The sequence below is a fragment of the Streptomyces sp. NPDC025806 genome, assembly GCF_055558275.1.
Window position 1 is genome coordinate 164,378 of record NZ_JBVHMU010000016.1, and the last position, 17,850, is coordinate 182,227.

The 17,850-nt window shown below is 71.1% G+C and carries 18 protein-coding genes; 5 read left to right on the forward strand and 13 right to left on the reverse strand.

Annotated features, from left to right (window positions below; genetic code table 11):
* Positions 1 to 5: 5 nt before the first annotated feature.
* Genes ACZ4E1_RS31025 through ACZ4E1_RS31035 form a run of 3 tightly spaced genes read right to left on the reverse strand, consistent with a single transcriptional unit; the run spans position 6 to position 2,868 of the window.
* Positions 6 to 821, reverse strand: a complete 816-nt coding sequence (locus ACZ4E1_RS31025; protein WP_467545804.1) for an ABC transporter permease — start codon at positions 819 to 821, stop codon at positions 6 to 8.
* Positions 821 to 1,714 (reverse strand): ABC transporter permease, encoded by an 894-nt coding sequence (locus tag ACZ4E1_RS31030; protein ID WP_467545726.1) that lies wholly within the window; start codon positions 1,712 to 1,714, stop codon positions 821 to 823. The genes ACZ4E1_RS31025 and ACZ4E1_RS31030 overlap by 1 nt, the downstream gene beginning before the upstream one ends.
* The gene (locus ACZ4E1_RS31035; RefSeq protein ID WP_467545728.1) at positions 1,711 to 2,868 is read right to left on the reverse strand and encodes an ABC transporter substrate-binding protein; all 1,158 of its coding nucleotides are present in this window, start codon (positions 2,866 to 2,868) and stop codon (positions 1,711 to 1,713) included. The genes ACZ4E1_RS31030 and ACZ4E1_RS31035 overlap by 4 nt, the downstream gene beginning before the upstream one ends.
* A 211-nt stretch (positions 2,869 to 3,079) precedes the next feature.
* Here ACZ4E1_RS31035 and ACZ4E1_RS31040 point away from each other — a divergent pair, with 211 nt between their 5' ends.
* Positions 3,080 to 3,829: a GntR family transcriptional regulator gene (locus ACZ4E1_RS31040; RefSeq protein ID WP_467545730.1), complete on the forward strand. Its 750-nt coding sequence runs from the start codon at positions 3,080 to 3,082 to the stop codon at positions 3,827 to 3,829.
* Positions 3,830 to 3,915: 86 nt separating this feature from the next.
* On the opposite strand, the gene ACZ4E1_RS31045 is transcribed toward ACZ4E1_RS31040, so the two are convergent.
* The 4 genes from ACZ4E1_RS31045 to ACZ4E1_RS31060 all read right to left on the reverse strand — a co-directional run bounded on the left by ACZ4E1_RS31045 (position 3,916) and on the right by ACZ4E1_RS31060 (position 7,871).
* The gene (locus ACZ4E1_RS31045) at positions 3,916 to 4,605 is read right to left on the reverse strand and encodes a type 1 glutamine amidotransferase domain-containing protein (protein WP_467545732.1); all 690 of its coding nucleotides are present in this window, start codon (positions 4,603 to 4,605) and stop codon (positions 3,916 to 3,918) included.
* A gap of 69 nt (positions 4,606 to 4,674) precedes the next feature.
* Complete coding sequence (locus ACZ4E1_RS31050; RefSeq protein ID WP_467545734.1) at positions 4,675 to 6,264, reverse strand: succinic semialdehyde dehydrogenase; 1,590 nt, start codon at positions 6,262 to 6,264, stop codon at positions 4,675 to 4,677.
* A 6-nt stretch (positions 6,265 to 6,270) separates the two neighbouring features.
* The gene (locus tag ACZ4E1_RS31055; RefSeq protein WP_467545736.1) at positions 6,271 to 7,197 is read right to left on the reverse strand and encodes an acetoacetate decarboxylase family protein; all 927 of its coding nucleotides are present in this window, start codon (positions 7,195 to 7,197) and stop codon (positions 6,271 to 6,273) included.
* Positions 7,198 to 7,295: 98 nt separating this feature from the next.
* Positions 7,296 to 7,871, reverse strand: coding sequence for a TetR/AcrR family transcriptional regulator (locus ACZ4E1_RS31060; RefSeq protein ID WP_467545737.1), 576 nt, complete (start codon positions 7,869 to 7,871; stop codon positions 7,296 to 7,298).
* A 193-nt stretch (positions 7,872 to 8,064) separates the two neighbouring features.
* Here ACZ4E1_RS31060 and ACZ4E1_RS31065 point away from each other — a divergent pair, with 193 nt between their 5' ends.
* Positions 8,065 to 8,985, forward strand: a complete 921-nt coding sequence (locus ACZ4E1_RS31065; RefSeq protein ID WP_467545739.1) for an NAD-dependent epimerase/dehydratase family protein — start codon at positions 8,065 to 8,067, stop codon at positions 8,983 to 8,985.
* On the opposite strand, the gene ACZ4E1_RS31070 is transcribed toward ACZ4E1_RS31065, so the two are convergent.
* Together ACZ4E1_RS31070 and ACZ4E1_RS31075 are read right to left on the reverse strand one after the other, a co-directional pair.
* Positions 8,949 to 10,031, reverse strand: coding sequence for a GlxA family transcriptional regulator (locus ACZ4E1_RS31070; RefSeq protein ID WP_467545741.1), 1,083 nt, complete (start codon positions 10,029 to 10,031; stop codon positions 8,949 to 8,951). The genes ACZ4E1_RS31065 and ACZ4E1_RS31070 overlap by 37 nt on opposite strands.
* Positions 10,032 to 10,114: 83 nt before the next feature.
* Positions 10,115 to 11,089: an alpha/beta hydrolase gene (locus ACZ4E1_RS31075; protein WP_467545743.1), complete on the reverse strand. Its 975-nt coding sequence runs from the start codon at positions 11,087 to 11,089 to the stop codon at positions 10,115 to 10,117.
* Positions 11,090 to 11,428: 339 nt separating this feature from the next.
* On the opposite strand from ACZ4E1_RS31075, the gene ACZ4E1_RS31080 reads away from it, so the two are divergent.
* The gene (locus ACZ4E1_RS31080) at positions 11,429 to 11,839 is read left to right on the forward strand and encodes an SRPBCC family protein (RefSeq protein WP_467545745.1); all 411 of its coding nucleotides are present in this window, start codon (positions 11,429 to 11,431) and stop codon (positions 11,837 to 11,839) included.
* A 17-nt stretch (positions 11,840 to 11,856) separates the two neighbouring features.
* Here the strand turns inward: ACZ4E1_RS31080 and ACZ4E1_RS31085 are convergent, their stop codons facing one another.
* Complete coding sequence (locus ACZ4E1_RS31085) at positions 11,857 to 13,056, reverse strand: MalY/PatB family protein (protein ID WP_467545747.1); 1,200 nt, start codon at positions 13,054 to 13,056, stop codon at positions 11,857 to 11,859.
* A gap of 3 nt (positions 13,057 to 13,059) precedes the next feature.
* On the reverse strand, positions 13,060 to 13,539 hold the full coding sequence (locus ACZ4E1_RS31090) for a GNAT family N-acetyltransferase (RefSeq protein ID WP_467545749.1): 480 nt from the start codon (positions 13,537 to 13,539) through the stop codon (positions 13,060 to 13,062).
* 127 nt (positions 13,540 to 13,666) lie between these two features.
* On the opposite strand from ACZ4E1_RS31090, the gene ACZ4E1_RS31095 reads away from it, so the two are divergent.
* Positions 13,667 to 14,137: a hypothetical protein gene (locus ACZ4E1_RS31095; RefSeq protein ID WP_467545751.1), complete on the forward strand. Its 471-nt coding sequence runs from the start codon at positions 13,667 to 13,669 to the stop codon at positions 14,135 to 14,137.
* Between the two features lie 30 nt (positions 14,138 to 14,167).
* Here ACZ4E1_RS31095 and ACZ4E1_RS31100 read toward each other — a convergent pair whose 3' ends face one another.
* Both ACZ4E1_RS31100 and ACZ4E1_RS31105 read right to left on the reverse strand, forming a co-directional pair.
* Positions 14,168 to 15,757 carry an oxidoreductase gene (locus ACZ4E1_RS31100; RefSeq protein WP_467545753.1) on the reverse strand — a complete coding sequence of 530 codons (1,590 nt, stop codon included), beginning with the start codon at positions 15,755 to 15,757 and terminating at the stop codon, positions 14,168 to 14,170.
* A complete protein-coding gene (locus ACZ4E1_RS31105) occupies positions 15,744 to 16,076 on the reverse strand; it encodes a hypothetical protein (RefSeq protein ID WP_467545755.1) in 333 nt (110 codons plus the stop codon). Before ACZ4E1_RS31105 ends, ACZ4E1_RS31100 begins: the two co-directional genes overlap by 14 nt.
* Positions 16,077 to 16,462: 386 nt before the next feature.
* On the opposite strand from ACZ4E1_RS31105, the gene ACZ4E1_RS31110 reads away from it, so the two are divergent.
* Positions 16,463 to 17,839: an NAD-binding protein gene (locus ACZ4E1_RS31110; protein ID WP_467545757.1), complete on the forward strand. Its 1,377-nt coding sequence runs from the start codon at positions 16,463 to 16,465 to the stop codon at positions 17,837 to 17,839.
* The last annotated feature ends 11 nt before the right edge of the window (positions 17,840 to 17,850 follow it).

A 17,850-nucleotide genomic window follows, 5' to 3' on the forward strand; every position in this document is an offset into this window, starting at 1 on the left:
GTGTGTCATCCCCGGGAAGCAGTGGTTCGGTCGCGTCCGCCGACGCCGGCGAGCACGAGGAGGAGGGCCCAGGTGACGAAGAGGCTGAGCACGGACACGGCGACGGACAGCTGGGCCTGGGAGCCGCCGACGCTGTAGATCCACACGGCGAACGGTGTGAAGCCGAGCAGTTGGGCGACGGTGAACTCGCCGAGCACCAGGGCCAGCGTGAGGAACGCGGCGTTGAGCAGCGCTCCCCGCAGGTTGGGCAGGACGGCCCGCACGAGTGCCTGCGGCCAGTTCGCGCCGCAGCTGCGGGCGGCTTCGACGAGGGTCCGTACGTCGACGGCCCGCAGCCCCGCGTCCAGTGACCGGTACACGAACGGCAGGGCCATCACGACGTAGGCGAGGACGAGCACGAACGGGAACGACGGGTTCTGGACGGCCTGGAAGGTCATGAAGAGCGGTGTGCGGGACAGATGTTCGGGGCCCCACTTGAGCACCGTGGCGATGCCGGCGACGTACGCGATCGGCGGCACGACGAGCGGCAGGGAGCACATCACCTCGACCACCGGGCGCAACCGCGGCGCCCCGAGGCGGAGCGCGACCATGGCGGGCACCATCAGCAGCAGCACGAGGGCGATCGTGGCGAGGGCCAGTTCCAGCGAGAGGCGCAGGCTGGGCAGGAAGCCGTCGGCGGTCGCGATCTGCGTGTAGGCGTCGAAGGTGACGCCGTGGCCGGGCACGTCGAGCGTGAAGATCACGGACGCGGCCATCGGGACGAGGAAGTACAGTCCGGCGAGGCCGAGGACGGGCCGGCGCCACAGGGACCGACCGGACATCAGGCGAGCCATCGCGCACTCCGTCGTTGCAGGGGCAGGTACACGGCCATGACCAGGGCGGCGACGAGGACCATGTCGAGGCTGAGAGCGAGCGCCACGTTCTCCTGCCCGATCAGCACGTTGCCGGAGAGGGCGTCGGCGATCTGCAGGGTGACCAGCGGGACCGCCGCGCCGACCATGGCCCGGGCGGTGGCGTACGCGGCGAAGGCGCTGCCGAAGAGAAGCACGAATCCGCCCAGCAGGGTCGGGGTGAGCACCGGCAGGGCCACGTGCCACCAGAACCGCACCGGGCCGGCGCCGTTGTTCTGCGCGGCCTCGCGCCACTGGCCGCGCAGGCCCTCCAGGGCGGGGGTCAGGGTGAGCACCATCAGCGGGATCAGGAAGTACAGGTAGACGACGACCAGACCCCAGAAGCTGTACAGGTTCCAGCCCGAGTCCGACAGGCCCAGGTGCGTGGTCAGCACACCGGCGTTGCCGAGGGTGGCGACGAAGGCGAACGCCAGAGGGACGCCGCCGAAGTTGGCGAGGACGCCGGACGCGGTGAGCACCGCCTCGCGCAGTACCCGCGAGGAGGAGACCACGGCCTGGGCGAGCGGCAGCGCGCACACGGTGGCGAGAGCGGCGGACAGGGCGGACAGCTTGATGCTGCCGAGCAGCGCGGTCAGGTAGCCGCCCCGCACCGACGCCGTCAGGTTCGCCGTGCTGTACGAGGACACACCCGACGTGGGGTCCTTGACCGTGAAGGCACCGTTCAGCATGGCCAGGGCGGGCACCCCGAAGGCGAGCGCGGTGAAGACGAGCAGCGGGACGACGGCCGTCCAGCCGGGGACACGGCGCCGCCGCTTCGAGGAAGCGGCGGTCGCCGTGCCCGTCCCCGTGAGGGCGGCGGTCATCCGGAGACGGCCTTCGACCAGCCCTGGGTGACGGCCTTCTTGGCCTTGTCCTGCTGGGCGTCGCTGGGGAAGGCGGGCGTGCCCTCCACCTTCGGGAGCTTGGCGGCCGCGGCCTTGTCGAGGGTGCCGTCCTTGGTCATCGCGGCCATGCGGGCCGGGCGGGCGTATCCCTTGAGCCACAGGTTCTGGCCCTCGTCGCTGTAGAGGTACTCCTGCCACAGGCGGGCGGCGGCCGGGTGCGGCGCGTCCTTGTTGACGGCCTGCGAGTAGTACTGGGAGAACCGTCCGTCGGCGGGGTCCACGACCTTCCAGTCGAGGCCCTTGGCCCGGAACTCGTCGGCGTACCCGGCGTTGAGGTAGTCCCAGTCGATGGTGATCGGGGTCTCGCCCTTCTCGACCGTGGCAGGGGTGGCCTCGACGGGCGTGTAGTTGCCGTTCTTCTTCAGCTGGGCGAAGAAGTCGATGCCGGGCTGGATGTCGTCGAAGGAGCCGTTGTTCGCCAGCGCCGCCGCGTACACGCCGGCGAAGGCGGAACCGGACTGGGTCGGGTCGCCGTTGAGCGCCACCTGGCCCTTGTACTCCGGCTTGAGGAGGTCCTTGAACGTGGTGGGGCAGTGCTTGACGCGCTTGGCGTCGCAGCCGATGGAGACGTAGCCGCCGTAGTCGTTGTACCAGCGGGCCTGTGCGTCCTTCTGCGGGGCGGGGATGTCGGCGAAGCCGGCCACCTTGTACGGGGCGAACAGGCCCTGCCGGGCACCGCTGAGGGCGAAGGAACTGCCGAGGTCGACCACGTCGGGTGCGCGGTCCTGGCCCTTGCGCGAGGTGATCGCGTTGAGTTCGTCCTGGCTGGCGGCGTTCGGGTTCTCGACCTCGACCTTGATGCCGTACTTCTTCTGGAACCCGTCGATCAGCGCACCGTAGTTGGCCCAGTCGCGCGGCAGCGCGATGGCGTGCAGGGTGCCCTCCTTCTTGGCCGCCTTCTCCAGGGCGGCCATGCCGCCGAGGTCGGCGACGGAGGTGGCGGTGGCAGCGCTCTTGCCGCCGGAGCCGGCCGCCGATTCGGTGGGTGCGGCACCGCAGGCGCTCAGGGTGAGTGCGGCGACGACGGCGAGGGGGCCACCGAGCAGGGCGGTTCTCGGCAGGGACACGGTCACGGTATCTCCAGAAGAGGTACGAGAGGACGAGAGGTGCGGGGCACTTGTCCGAACAAGTTGGCCTCAGTCAGTCGGTCACGGATGTCCGTTCCGTGAACGGGAGCGAAACCCCGCACCGCGATTTCTTGCACAATCCCGTCCGTCGCAGGGGCGCGTCACGAGTCGATTACGCTGACGCTGCTGTGCACAGCAGTTGATCCGGAGGGGAAGCATGACAGCGCGACACGAGGCGATCGCCGACGAACTGCGACGGGCGATCGACCGCGAGGTGTACACCGTCGGGGGCCAGCTGCCCGCGGAGACGGAGCTCGCGCGCCATTACGGCGTGTCACGCGGCACGATCCGCCAGGCCGTCACGGCCCTCGCGGCCGAAGGCCTGATCGGCTCCCGCCAGGGCGCCCGACGCGTGGTCCTGGCCAGCCGTCGCAGCCAGAGCTTCACCGAACTGCGCAGCTTCGCCCAGTGGGCCAAGGCCATGGGGCGCGAGGCGACCGGCCACGTGGTCACGCAGGAGTACCGTCCTGCGGCGCAGGAGGACGCGATGCGCCTTCAAATCCCGTCAGGTACACCGGTGTTGCACGTACTGAGGGTCCGCGGCCTGGACGGCGAACCGGTGCTCGTGGAACGGACGGTGTACTCCGACTGGATCTCCCCGGCCGTCGAGGCGATCGACCCCGACTGTCCGTCCGTGACCCAACGCCTCTACGAGGACACCGGCGTGGTCTTCGCCCACGGCGAGCACCTCATCGACGCCGTCGCCGCCGGCGCGCGCGACGCCGAACTGTTCGGCATCCGCCGCACGAGCCCGCTGCTGCGGATCCGCAGGGTCACGACCACGCACGAGGGGCGTCCGGTGGAGTGGTCGGACGACCGCTACCGCTCGGACGCGGTGAGCTTCAGCGTGCACAACTCGATAGGGAACAACGCGTTGGCGCGGAAGACCGCCGAAGAGAGCCGCTGACACCTCTTCCGCCCCTGCAGGGGCGCGGAGTTGAGGGCGCGAACGGAACACAGCCCAACCGCACGGGGTCGCGAGAGCCTTCGCCGCTAGCCCTCCATGGCCTGGACGACCTTCTTCGCCGTGGCTTTGGCGGAGCCCGGGTTCTGGCCGGTGACCAGGTTGCCGTCGGTCACGGTGTAGGAGACGAACGGCAGGGTCGCCTTCTCGTAGAGCGCGCCGCGCTGCTTGGCCTGCTCCTCCGCGTTGTAGGGGACCAGCTTGTCGACGCGGGCGAGGACCTCCTCGGTCCAGGCGAAGCCCGTCATCCTGCGGCCGGCGATGAGGTAGGAGCCGTCGGAGAGCCGGGTGTTGAGCAGGCCGCAGTAGCCGTGGCAGACCGAGGAGACGATGCCGCCGCGCTCGTAGATCTCGCGGGTGATGCGCTGCAGACCCTCGCTGTCGGGGAAGTCGTACATCACCGCGTGTCCGCCGGTGAAGTAGATCGCGTCGTACTCGGCCGGGTCGATCTGGTCCGGGCTCGCCGTGTTCTCGAGCAGCGCCATCTTCTCGGGGTCGGCGTGCCAGGCCTTGGCGGTCTTGTCGTAGTTCGGGAACTTCAGCGCACGGGGTTCGAGAGGCACCGCCCCGCCGGCCGGGCTGACGAGCGTCTGCTCGTAGCCGTGTTCCTCGAAGACGTGCCAGGCGTGGGTGAGTTCGGACAGCCACAGGCCCGTCGTGTGGGAAGGGTCGTCGTAGTGGCCGACGTTGGTGACGACGTTGAGGATGCGCTTGGTCATGACTGATCTTCCTTCATGCGGACCGGTCCGGTGGGACGGCGTGCCGTCGTGGCCGGAGCCGGTCGTCGGTCAGCGGACGCCCAGGGCACGCAGGGTCTTGAACGCCCGGGTCAGGATCCGCGCCCACTGCTCGTGCCCGATCCCGCGGGGCGGGGTGAAGCCCTGGAGGCGCTGGTGGGCGACGGTCTGGGCTTCGGTGTACTTGAGCAGCCCGTCGGCGCCGTGGCGGCGGCCGAGGCCGGAGTCGCCCATGCCGCCCATGGGAGCGTCGATGCTGCCCCAGGCGGCGGCGAACGCCTCGTTGACGTTGACGGTGCCGGCGTGCAGCCGTGCCGCGACCTTGCGGGCCCGGGCGCCGTCGCGGCCCCAGACGCTCGCGTTGAGGCCGTACGGCGTGGCGTTGGCGAGTGCCACCGCCTCGTCGACCGACCGGTAGCGGTAGATCGACACCACGGGGCCGAACGTCTCGTGGTCGAACAGCGTCATGTCCGGGGTCACTTCGGCCAGGATCGTCGGCTCGTAGAACAGCGGCCCGAGGTCGGGCCGGGCCTTGCCTCCGGCCAGCACGGTCGCGCCCTTCGACACCGCGTCGTCGACGTGCGAGGTGACGGTGTCGAGCTGCGAGGGGGTGGTGAGTGAGCCCATGTCCATCGAGAAGTCGTAGGCCGCGCCCAGGCGCATGGCCCGGGTGCGTTCGACGAACGCGGTGACGAACGCGTCGTGGATCTCATCGGCGACGTAGAGCCGTTCGATGGACACGCACAGCTGGCCGGCCGAGGGGAAGCAGGCGGCCACCGCGCCGGCGGCGGCCTTGTCGATGTCGGCGTCGGCGAGGACGACCATGGCGTTCTTGCCGCCGAGTTCCAGGGACGCGCCGATCAGGCGCTCGCCCGCGTCGCGCGCGATCCGGCGCCCGCTGGCGGTGGAGCCGGTGAACATCATGTAGTCGCCGCCGGCCATGAGCGCGTCTCCAATGGAGCTGCCACGGCCGACCACCATCTGCCAGACGTCGGCGGGCAGTCCGGCCTCACGCATCAGGGCCAGCGCCCACAGGGCGGTCAGGGCGGTCTGGGTGTCGGGCTTCTGCACGACGGCGTTGCCGGCCATCAGGGCCGGGAGGGCGTCGCCTGCGGCCATGCTGAGCGGGTAGTTCCAGGGCGAGATGACGGTGACGACGCCCTTGGGGTGGCGCAGCTCGGTGGTGTGGGTCAGCACCGGGATCGCGCCCTTGCGCCGCTTCGGCGAGAGCAGCCGCTGTGCGCTGCGCGCGTAGTAGCGGGCGGTGATCGCGATGTCGCTCACCTCGAGGAACGCGTCGCGACGCGTCTTGCCGCTCTCGGCCTGCATCAGGTCGAGGACTTCCTCCTGCCGCTGCAGGACGAGGTCGTGGAAGCGCAGCATGATGCGCTTGCGGTCGGCCACCGGGGTCGCGGCCCAGCCGGCCTGGGCGGCGCGTGCCCGGGTGAAGGCGTCATCGACGTCGTCGGGGGTGGAGACCGGCAGGTCCGCGAGCGGCGCGCCGGTGTACGGCGAGGTCGTGGTGACCCGCTGGGCGCGATCACCGGCGGCCACCAGGGTGGCCAGGCGGGCGAGGCGGTCCGGCGTCAGCGAGGTCGGGAGGGCGGCCCGGGCGCGGCCGGTGTCGGCGGTGGTGGTCATCGCGGCTCAGCTCCGGTCCTGGACGGAGGTGGGCACCGGCATGTGCAGCGCCAGCTGGCCCTCGGTGGTGACGTCGAGCTGGATCGTGCGGAGCGGCTTCAGCGAGCGCAGGTCGTCGCTCACCCGGCCCTGGCCGAGCTGGAGGTCGAGGCCGCGGGGGAAGCGCGTGGTTCCCGAGGCGAGCAGGTTGATCTGGCTGGTCGTGGAGTGCCAGGCACCGTCGATCGTGGTGTAGGAGGTCAGGGTCGAGACGTGTCCGCCGCTGGGCCGGGCGGTCTGCTTCGGGGTGGGTGCCGACAGGGCGAGGTCGAGGCCGCCCCGGTCGTTGGCGATCCTGGCGGAGGTGCGCTCGGTGTCGATGTCGACGTCGAGGTCGGTGACCCACTTGGGGAACCCGTAGCCGTCGTGGCCGCGCACCTGTGCGATCTCGGTGTTGACCGGGAGCGAGAGGACGTAGGAGTGCAGCCAGTCGTTCTTGAGGCCGGTGACCAGGTCGAGCAGGCCAAGGCCGCCGTGCCGCGCCGGTTTCACGGCGATGCCGACCGCGGCCTCGGTGTAGAAGTCGATGTCGCACACGTCGTACCGGAAGGCCATCACCGAGACGATCCCGAGCCCCGGGGCGATCTCGAGCGGGTCCAGCTCCCGGGGCAGGCGGGCCCGGATCGCCTTGGTGGGCGCGAGCATCGTGAGCCGGGCCGTGGAGATGCGGTAGTAGAAGTTCGGCGTCAGCGTGGGACCGATGCGGGAGTCCACGCGGCTCTTCGGCATCCGGCGGAAGAAGTCGACGCTGCTGACCCGCGGGTCGCGCTCGACCTCGTCGAGGTCGGTGTCCATGCGGAACCGGTCGTAGAGGCCGCCTTCAGGGACGGTGACGAGACGCCCTCCGAGATCGACCTCCACGGTCCGGTCGGTCAGATTGCGGGTGGATGGCATGGGTCTCTCCTCCGATGTGAGCGGCGCTAACACCGAGGATCGCACGCGATGTGAGCACCGTCAACACTGGAGGGTGCCCGCAGGAGTGTGTGTGGGCGTCAGGAGCCGAGCGACGTGATGGCGAGGAAGGCGTTGCGCACCTGGTCGGCGACCTCCTCTTCCGATGCGGCCTGCAGCTTGCCGTCGAGGTGCAGGCAGGCCAGTCCGTGGGCGAGCCCCCAGCCGGCCGACGCCAGGGCCGAGGCGTCGGCGTCGGGGAAGACGCGGTCGAGTGCGTCGGCCAGCAGCTCGTGCAGGGCGTCGGCGGCCTTGACCCGCTCGTCGTCGGCGTCGTCGCACGGCTTGCCGAACATCACGCCGAACAGGGCCGGGCGTCGCAGCGCGAAGGTGACGTAGGCGACGGCGAATTCGGCCAGGTCCGAGGGTGATGCGGGCAGGCCGCGCCCGCCGCTCAGGTCTGCCAGCAGGTCGCGGAAGCCCTCGGCGGCCAGTGCGGACTCCAGGGCGTCGCGGTCCTTGAAGTGGCGGTACGGCGCGGTCGGCGACACGCCGGCCTCGCGTGCGATGGCGCGCAGCGAGAAGGGCTCGCCGTCCTCCAGCATCTCCATCGCGGTCGACAGCAGTGCCGCCCGCAGGTCGCCGTGGTGGTAGCTGCTCTTCCCTGAAGTTGACATTGCTTACTTTGCCCTTCTACTCTTTGTTAGCACCGTAAACATATCGTACGTCCAAAGGCCCCGAGACGTACGGACGCCCGCGCCCCGTGCCCCGGCCCACGGCTGTCGACCGCATCGTCACGTGGCGGCACGACGCTCCTCGCAGTTGAGCTGTCGTCACCCCCGCACCATCCATCGCAAGGAGACCAGGCCCATGCAGACCGTTCTCGGCGCCGGCGGACCGATCGCCGACGAGCTCGTGAACGAGCTCCACCGCAACCACACCAAGGACATCCGCCTCGTCAGCCGCAAACCGTCGAGGGTGAACGAAACCGACGAGCTCGTGGCCGCGGACCTCACCGACGCCGGCGCCACCAGCCGTGCCGTCGCGGGCAGCGACATCGCCTACCTCACCGTCGGCCTGCCCCTGGACTCGGAGCTGTGGGAGCGGCAGTTCCCCGTCATGATGCGCAACGTCATCGACGCCTGCGCCGAACACGGCACGAAGCTCGTCTTCTTCGACAACACCTACATGTATCCCGGAACCCCGGCGCCCCAGACCGAGTCGACGGCGTTCGCGCCGGGCGGACGCAAGGGACGGGTCCGCGCGGAGATCACCACCATGCTTCTCGATGCCATGCGGGCGGGCCGGGTCGAAGCCCTGATCGGCCGGGCGCCCGAGTTCTACGGTCCGGGCCGGACGAAGAGCTACACGAACTCGCTGGTGTTCGACCGGATCAAGGCGGGCAAGCGGCCGTTCGTCCCGGTCGACGCCCATGCCCAGCGCTCCCTGATCTGGACCCCCGACGCGAGCCGCGCTCTCGCCCTGCTCGGCAACACGCCGGACGCCTACGGCCAGACGTGGCACCTGCCCGTCGACCCGGACCGCAAGTCCTACGCCCAGCTCATCGAGATCGCCGGCGAGATCACCGGCCGCAGGATCGGCTACACGGTGCTCCCGATGCTCGCCTTCCGCCTCGGCCGCCGTTTCGTCAAGCCGCTCGACGAGATGTTCGAGCTGCTCGTCCGCTACCGGGACGACAACATCTTCGACAGCTCGAAGTTCGTGGCCCGCTTTCCCGAATTCCGGGTCACCGGCTATCGGGAGGGTGTGGAGCGGATCCTCGCCGGCTGACCTGCCGACGGCGCTTCGGGTCGGCCGGCTCGTGCCGCGATGCCGAACCGGCGCCGGTACTCCGACGGCGTGGCGCCCGTGGCGCGCTGGAAGAGCCGTCGGAAGTTCGACACGTCCAGGTAGCCGACACCGCGGGAGATCTGGGCGACCGGATCGTTGGTCAGCTCCAGCAGCTCACGTGCCTTCGCGATGCGCGCCGCCTGGATGTACTCGGTCGCCGTCAGGCCCGTAGCCTCCTTGAACCGTCGCTGGAAGGTGCGCAGGTGCATGGCCGCCGTCTGCGCGAGGTGCTCGATGGAGTGGGGCTCGTGGAGGCGGGCATGCAGCTGAGCCTGCACGGTGCGGATGTCGCTGTCGCCGTGCTGGAGCCGTGGCGTGAACTCCTGGTAGAGGGACTGCTGTCGGCGCGGCGGGTCGGCCAGGACGAAGCGCGCCGTGTGCAGCATGACGCTGGGGCCGAGCATCCGGTCGACGAGGGTGAGGCCCAGGTCGACCCACGCCAGGATCCCCGCGGCCGTCATGATGTCGACGTCGTCGATCACCATGCGTGAGGCGTCCACCCGAATCTTCGGGTACCGGCGCGCCAGCTCCTCGGCGAACGCCCAGTGGGTCGTGGCGTCCCGGGAGTCGAGCAGGTGGGTCTCGGCGAGGACGAACACACCGGCGCACACGGCACACAGAGTGGTGCCCTCGGACCGGAGCCCGACGAGCCAGTCGGTGAGCTCGCCGGCCGCCTTCATCAGCTCGGGCACGACCAGGCTCGGCGGGATGATGACGTGGCTGAGCCGGTGCGCGAGCTCAGGATGGGTGTCCGAGGTGCACACCATGACCGGCCCGTCGTCGGTGGCGGACACCGTCCAGGTGCTGACCCGGATCACGCTCGCAGGGTCGGCCGACTCCACGGCGTACTCGCTGGCGACACGGAAGATGTCCCGCAGGCCGTGGATCGCCGACACCTGGCAGTCGTTGTACTCCAGCAGGCCGACCTCGGCGACGATGCGCGCTCCGGTCGCGTCGACGTGTGGTCCTGTCGCGGTCGGGCTCATCGTGTCTCTCCTCGAAATCCGTGGTCGGCGCAGCGACGGGCGGCAGACCCTGTCGAGTCTGCCGCCCATGTTCCTGGCTGCGGTCAGTCCTGGTGGAGAGCCTCTCGCAGCGCGTCGACGGACAGTTTCCGTGCGAGGTTGGTGGCCTGGGTGTCGCGCAGGCTGTCCAGCAGCATGAAGTCGTGGACGGTCCCGCTGATGCGGACGGCTGTCACCTCGACCCCGGCCTCACGGAGCTTGTTGGCGTACAGCTCGCCTCCGTCCCGCAGGACATCGGCCTCTGCCGTGATGACGAGGGCGGGCGGCAGCCCCTCCAGGTCGTCGAGGGTCGCCCGCAGCGGCGAGGCGTACTTCTCCTCACGCTGGGACTCGTCGGTCGTGTACGCGTCCCAGAACCACTTCATCCCGTCGCGGGTGAGGTAGTAGTGCTCCGCGAACTGGTGGTAGGACTGCGTGTCGAAGTCCGGCCCGGTCACGGGGTAGAGCAGGATCTGCGCCTTGAGCGCGAGCCCGCCGCGGTCCTTGTTCATCTGCGCGAACACCGCGGACATGCATCCGCCGACCGACTCGCCCGCGACGGCGACGCGGGAGGTGTCGAGGCCGTGGTCGGCGCCGTTCTTCTGCAGCCACTGGCCGACGGCGTAGTTCTGCTCGACCTGCGTGGGGTAGCCCTTCTCGGGCGCCCAGTCGTAGACGGGGAAGACGCCGGCGGCACCGGCCCCGACGGTGAGCTCCCGGAAGAGACGGTCGTGGGTCTTGTCGTCACCGAAGACCCACCCGGCGCCATGGATGTAGAAGACCACAGGCAGCGGGCCCGTGGCGCCCTTGGGCTTGATGATGCGGGTGCGGACGGTGCCCCACTCGCCGGCGTCGACGTCGACCCACTCCTCGTCGACGTCCGGGCGCTCGACGCCCTCGCCGTTCTGCAGGTCGCTGAGGATCTTGCGCCCCTCCTCGGGCGGAAGCTCGTAGATCCGCGGGTGTGGATCGGTGGCGTCGGCGAGCTCCCTGGCCTCGGGCTCCAGGTACGGCGTGGTGGGGGCTGGAAGGTCAGACATCTCTGGTCCTTTCCTCGAATGCCGGTCGCTTGCCTCATCGACGCTACGGACGGTCCGCATCCAGGCCGAGTGCCGCGAACGACTCCCTTCGAGGTGATCGCGACACGCGTTCTGCGTGCGGCCTGCGGGCGGAAAATCGGGCGAGCCGGGAACAGGAGCCCTTACAGGGTCCGCCTCGTCGGCGATGATCGCAGTCCGGTGCTGCGGGTGGGGCCGGGGTGCCGGGCCGTGCCGTACGTTGCAGACTGCTCGCAAGCCCGGCGGGCGGTCCGCGGGCACCCGGAAGCGGTGCGCGGACGCGTTCTCCGGCCTCCTCGACGATTACGAAGGAAGCGAGCCATGACCGAGCACGCCACGATCACCTGCGAGAAGCTCCTGGAGCACGCCCCCGCGAAGGTCTGGACGGCCCTGACCGACCCGGAGCTGCACGCCCGCTGGTGGGCCGCCGGTGACGTCAAGCCGGTCGTCGGGCATCGCTTCACCCTCGACATGGGCACCTTCGGCCGTCAGCCCTGCGAGGTGACCGAGGTCGAGGACGAGCGGATCCTCGCCTACCGGTTCGCGGAGGGCACGCTCGACACCCTCGTCACCTGGACGCTGCGCCCGGAGGGCGACGGCACCCGGCTCGTGCTCACCCACGCGGGCTTCGACCTCGACTCTCCCCTGGGCGGGCAGGCGTACGAGGGCATGGGCAAGGGCTGGCCCCACGTCCTGGAGCGCCTGGACGCGGTGCTGAAGGAGACCGACTGACTCCCCTCCCGGGCTGCTCAGAGTCCGGCGACGGCGGTGGTGAGGCGGGAGATCGCCTCGTCGACCGTGGAGCGGGGGCAGCCCAGGTTCACGCGCAGGTAGCCGTGTCCCTCGGTCCCGAACTTCTGCCCCGGGTCGCACCACAGGCGGGCTTTGATCAGCATGAACCGTTCGAGTTCCGCCGCGGTCATCCCGAGGCCGCGGCAGTCCGTCCAGGCCAGGTAGAGGGAGTCGGCGGGCAGGACCCGCACCTTCGAGGTGGCGGCGTGGACGGACGCGGCGAAGTGCGCGTGATTGCCGCGCAGGTACGTGAGCAGTTCCTCCAGCCACGGCGCGCCGTGGGCGTAGGCGGCCTCGGCGGCCACCATGCCCAGCACGTTGACCAGCGGCATGAGATTGCGCTCGTACCGGCGGGTGAACTCCTCGCGCAGCCGGCGATCGGGCACGAACACGTTGGCACACTGCAGCCCCGCGAGATTGAACGTCTTGCTCGGGGCCGTGCACGTGATGCTGTTCGCGGCGAACTCCGGGCCGAGCGACGCGAACGGGACGTGCCGCTTGGCCGGATTGATGATCAGGTCCTGGTGGATCTCGTCCGCGATCACGAGGACACCGTGCCGGGCGCAGATCTCGCCCATGGTCCGCAGCTCGTCCTCCGACCACACGGTCCCGGTCGGATTGTGCGGGTGGCTCAGCAGGAAGATCCTGGTGTCGGGCCGGATGGCCGCCTCGAAGGTGTGGGCGTCGAAGGCGTAGCCGTCCTCGGTCCGCAGCAGCGGCGCGTAGGCGAGATCGCGTCCGTTGAGGCGGACGTCCTCATGGAAATGGCCGTAGACCGGAGGCTGGATGAGGACGGAGTCGCCCGGCGCGGAGAACGCCTGGACGGCCGTCTTGAGGCTGGTGAGGATGCCGGCGGTGGGCACGGTCCAGGCCGGGTCCACCTCCCAGCCGAAGCGCTGCGCCTGCCAGCCCGTCACGGCGGCCAGATAGCTGTCGGTCGCGCCGCCCGGGTAGCCGAGGACACCGTGGTCGACCGCCGCGTGGAGCGCGTCGAGGACGACGGGCGGCGCCTTGAAGTCGGTGTCGGCCACCCACAGCGGGAGCGGGTCGGCCGCCGCCTCGTCCGGAGCGAGGAACTCTCCGGCGCAGGCCCACTTCATGGAGTGGGACTTCTTCCGGTCGACGGGCTCGTCGAAGATCGAGAACTCATCCTTCACGCTTCACCCCAGTGACTCCATCAGCAGCTGACTCCCACGCGGGCCGACCGGGCGGAAGCCCGCCTTGGTCCAGGCCCTGACGGCCCGGTGGTTGGACGCCTCGGGATCGACCGTGACCCGGTCCCACCCGAGGACGGTGTGCAGGTGCCGGACCAGGGCGCGGGCCGCGTCGGGGCCGAGCCCCCGGCCCTGAGCGCGCGGCAGGAGGACCATGTCGATGCCCCCTTCGCGCGGGCCGGCCGGGACGTACTGGGCGTAGCCCACGGGATCGGTGCCCTGGAGGACGAGGAGCGACTCCACGGCGGGTCGGCGCCGCCCGGTGTACTTGGCGGCCACTTCCGCGCGGCCGAGGGGCCGCCCGCCCCACTCCCGGACGAACGCGGGGTCGGCGAACCAGTCGGCGAGCAGCGGCAGATGCTCCTCGGTGGCGGGAACGAGCACCGTCGCCTCGCCCGCGATGCCGCCCTCCGGTGCCTCCCGCATGAATCTCCTTTGCCGCGGTGCGTGACGGGGTGGATGCTGGCACGCCGAAGGGGCCGGGTCCAGGGATGCGCCAGGGTGCCCGTCAGGAAGTGCGAAGAGCGTGAAGTGCGAAGAGGGGGAGCGCCGCGTGGCGACTGAAGTGTGGGCACCGTTGTTCTCGCTTGCCGGAGTCCTCCTGGGCGGTGGCCTGACCGCTCTCTCCCAACGGGCCACGCAGCGCTCCGCCGAGCGGCTGGAGGCACGCCGCCAGGCCGTCGCCGACCGTGAGGCCCGCCGGGCCGAGCAGTTGCAGGCGATCAAGGATTTCCTCGCCTGCGTGCAGGAAGCCGAAGGGGTGGCCTATCGCCGGCCCGAGGAGTGGGGCGAGGACGAGGCATGGCTCGGCGCGGCCTCGGCGGCGATGGGCCGGCTCTGGATCGCCGAGCGGCACCTCGTACTCGTCGGCCACGCCGGGCTTCACGATCCGGTGCGTTCCTATGCCCGGGCGCTGAACCAGGCGGTCTGGCGCGAGATCGGCGACGTCGAGGTCAACGAGCACGTGGAGGAGCACAAGAGCGTCTTCATGGAAACGGCACGTGCGAGTCTCGCCGCCTTCTGAGCCGCGGCGCGGCCGGTCGGTCGGGCGGGATCACTGGCGGTTGAGGGCCCGGGACACTCCCGCGGTCACGGTGGTCGCCAGCACCCATCCGGCGGTGGTCAGCGCGTAGGCGAGCCACTGACCGGCGCCGTGGGGAGCGTAGGCCGCCTTCTGGCCGAAGCCGAAGAGGGGGAGCAGGAGGTCCAGCGCGTAGAACACCGGGTTGAACGGAGGGGCCTTGGCCGCTTCGAGCGGGGCCGGGTGATGTGCCGCGAAGAAGGTCGCGCCCACGGCGAGGAGGGCGACGATCCACAGGGCGGCGCGACCGGGCCGGTAGCCGTAGCCGACCGTGGCGTCCTGGACGTATCCCCAGACGCGCGCGTGCAGGGGGAGCGCGGAGCGGCGGTGGCGCTGTCGGGCGAGCAGGACGGTGCGGGCCTCGTCCTCGTGGCCCAGGCGCCGGTAGGCGGCGGCGAGCTGTTCGTAGGGCTGCGGGAGGTACCCCTCGGTGCCGCGCCGGATCCAGGCGAGCCGTTCGGTGGCCGTCAGCGGGGTGGCGAGCGCGTCGTACGCCGTGTCGGACAGCCGCAGCCGGCGGGGCCAGGTGGCGGGTGTGTCGTAGAGGACGCCGAGTCGGGCGTTGCCGGCGTCCACCATCCCGTCGACCGGTACTCGGGTGCGCAGATCGGTCTCGCGGGCCTCAGTCATGCGCAGCGACAGGGCGGTGCCGCCGGGCCGGGACACGGTGGCGTCCTCGAAGCTGAGCCGGGTGCCGACGAGACTGCCGTCCAGCGTGATGCCGCCGGTCACGGTGAGGCCCGCTCCGAGGTCGAAGTTGCGTTTCACGGTGACGTCGACGGCTTCGAGGGCGATGTCGCCGGGGTGCTCCAGGCGGGCGCCGCAGAAGCCGATCGCCGCTCCCACGTCGGCGCCCGACAGGATGATGCGGCCCTCGGCGCTGAATCCGGGATGGAAGGTGAAGTCCTCGCCGACCTGGACGTGATAGGCGTCCAGAACCGTGCCGCCGGGACGGTTCAGGTGGGCGCCTTCCAGGTCGAACTCGCCGGTGATCGAGGCACCCGAGAGCCGCATGCCCCCGTTCACCTTCAGGCGGGTGCACAACAGGTGGCCGCCCGTGCGCAGGCGCACGGCCGACACCGCCTCGCCGCCCGGGGCGGAGATCACGGTGTGCGTCAGGTCCAGGTCGCCGTGGGTCTCGGCGCGGGTGAGCACGAGCGGGCCGGACAGCCGGCAGCGGGAGAGCGCGAACCTTCCCTGGATCTGGGCCGTGTCGGCGATCAGGCCGGGCAGGACGCAGTCGGCGAAAGTGAGTTCGCGCATCTGGGCGCCCCGGAGGAGCGGCGTCTCGGTGAAGTGGCAGTCCGTGAGGGCGATCGGTGCGGCGATCTCGGCGAACCGCAGGTCCAGCGTGCCCGTGACGGACGCGCCGCCGAGCCGCAGCGCGGGGCGATCGCCTCGCGCGGGCTCGGGACCGGCGCCGAGCAGCAGCGCCATGAGGAACTCGGCACGGACGGTGGGGCGGGCGGCCTCTGGTGAGCCGGGACGGCCTTCGACAGGGCGGCCCTGCGGGTAGGCGTGCCACAACTGGCGTTCCAGGGGGCCCAGTTCATCGATACGCATGATCGTCGATCATGGCAGCGCGGGGGACTCCCGTACAGCGGGTCGGCGGGCCCGCCGCGTGGTCCCCCAGGCAGCTCGGGCCCGAGTGCGACACGGGCACCACCGTCAGCCGGTGCGTCCGGCTGAGCTTCGTGCCGAAACCGTCCCGCACCGAGGTCGCCGTGTGCCGCGCCTCCGCCACCTCGTCCCGGCTCGCGACGACGGGCGGGCCGCCCTCCGGCATCCACCCCAGCCCTTCTTCGCCGTCAACGGCTTCGCGGCCATCGGCACCACGGGAGTCGCCCGTGACCTCGCCTCCGGCGCTTCCGGTGCCGCTCACCGGCGTCCACTCCTCGGTGGCCGGAGCAGGGCCGCAGGGTGGGTCCGGTGGGCGCGCCTCTCGTGCGACCGCGCCCGAGACCGCCGGGTGAGGAACGCGGCCCGTACGCGACCGGCCCCGCCCCGCGCATTCGACAGATGTACGGAGTCGGCCGCGCGGTTTTGTACACCGTGATGAATCGGGGCAGCCGGGGCGACTGTTAGAAAGAGAACCGCTTCGTACCCGCTCCGGACCGGCCGCGCTCCTCACCCCCGTGAGCGCGGACGAACCGGCCGGGCGGCGCCGAAGCGTACGCGCCGGCCTCGATCAGGCACTGCCGCGCCTTCCGGATCACCGGGCACCAGGGACGCCGTCCCCGGACCCGCATCGGTAGAGAGGCCGACAGCTTGAGCCCTCAGACAACCCGCGACCCGCGCGGCGACGCCCGCTCGCACGTGCCCGCCACCGGCCGCCACGTCGTGATCATCGAGGACGACGAGGCCCTCGGCCGCTCCGCCGCGGACTGCATCGAACGGTGGGGGAGCACGGCGCACCGCCTGCCCCGACCCGACGACGACACCCTGCGCCGGCAGCTCGGCGGCCCCGTCGACAGCGTCGCCGTCGTGTCCCGCGACGACATGGTCGCCCTGCGCTACGCGCTGCTCGCCGAGCACCTCAGGCCCGGCGTGCGGCTCGTCGTGACCATCTTCGACCGCACGGTCGCCGAGGAGGTCTCCCGCACCGTCCCCAACTGCACCGCCCTGTCCATGACCGACGCGATCCTGCCCAGCCTCCTGGCGAGCTGTCTCGCCCCGGAGTACGCGATGCTCCAGCCCGTCGGCGACGACCTCGTGGGCGTCCGGCGCGAAGGCGTGACCACACGCGTCGAGCACCTGCCCCGGCGCGCCCTCGCCACCGCCCCGCAGCCGCACCCGCGCAGCCCCGCCGGCACCTGGTTCCGCTCCCTCGGCACCTCCGCGAAGGCGCTCGTGTGCAGCCTGGTCGCGCTGCTCCTCGCCTACTCCACGGATGTCGCGCTCGGCGTCCTCGTCCTGCACGAGCACTGGACCGACTCCGTGTGGAACGCGGCCCGCACCCTCACCACGGTCGGCTCCTCGCCCGCCGCCGAGCACGGACCCGGCTGGTACAAGGTGTTCTCCGCCGCGTCGATGATCGGCGTGCTGGTCCTCGCGGCCGTGTTCACCGCCGGCGTCGTCGACCGCTTCACCGGGCACCGCATGACCAGCATCCTCGGGGCCCGCTCCATACCCCGCCGCAACCACGTCATCGTCGTCGGCCTCGGCCAGGTCGGCCTGCGGCTCTCCGCGTGGCTGCGCGACCTCGGCGTGAAGGTCGTCGCCGTGGAACGCGACCGGCGGGCCGGCTGCCTCCCGCTGGCCCGCTCGCTGAACATCCCCGTCGTCATAGGCCGCGGCGGCGACCGGTTCCTGCTGGAGCGGCTCTCGGTGCGGCGGGCCCGCGCGCTGGCCGCCGTCGCCTCGGACGGACTCGGGAACATCTCCGTCGCGGTCGCCGCGCGCGCGGTGGCCCACGACCAGCGGATCGTGCTGCGCGCGGGCGGCGACCCGGTCACGACGGAGTCCCAGTCCCTCTTCCGCATCGGCGCGGTGTGCGACTTCCCGCTGATCGTCAGCACGTTCGTCGCCGCGACCGTCCTCGACGCCGAGCTGCGCAGCGTGTTCGTGGCCGAGGGCCGCACCTGCGCGCTGTTCGCCGACGACCGCGTGGTGGACCTGCGGACCTGGGACGCCGCCCAGGACTGAGCGGGCCGGAC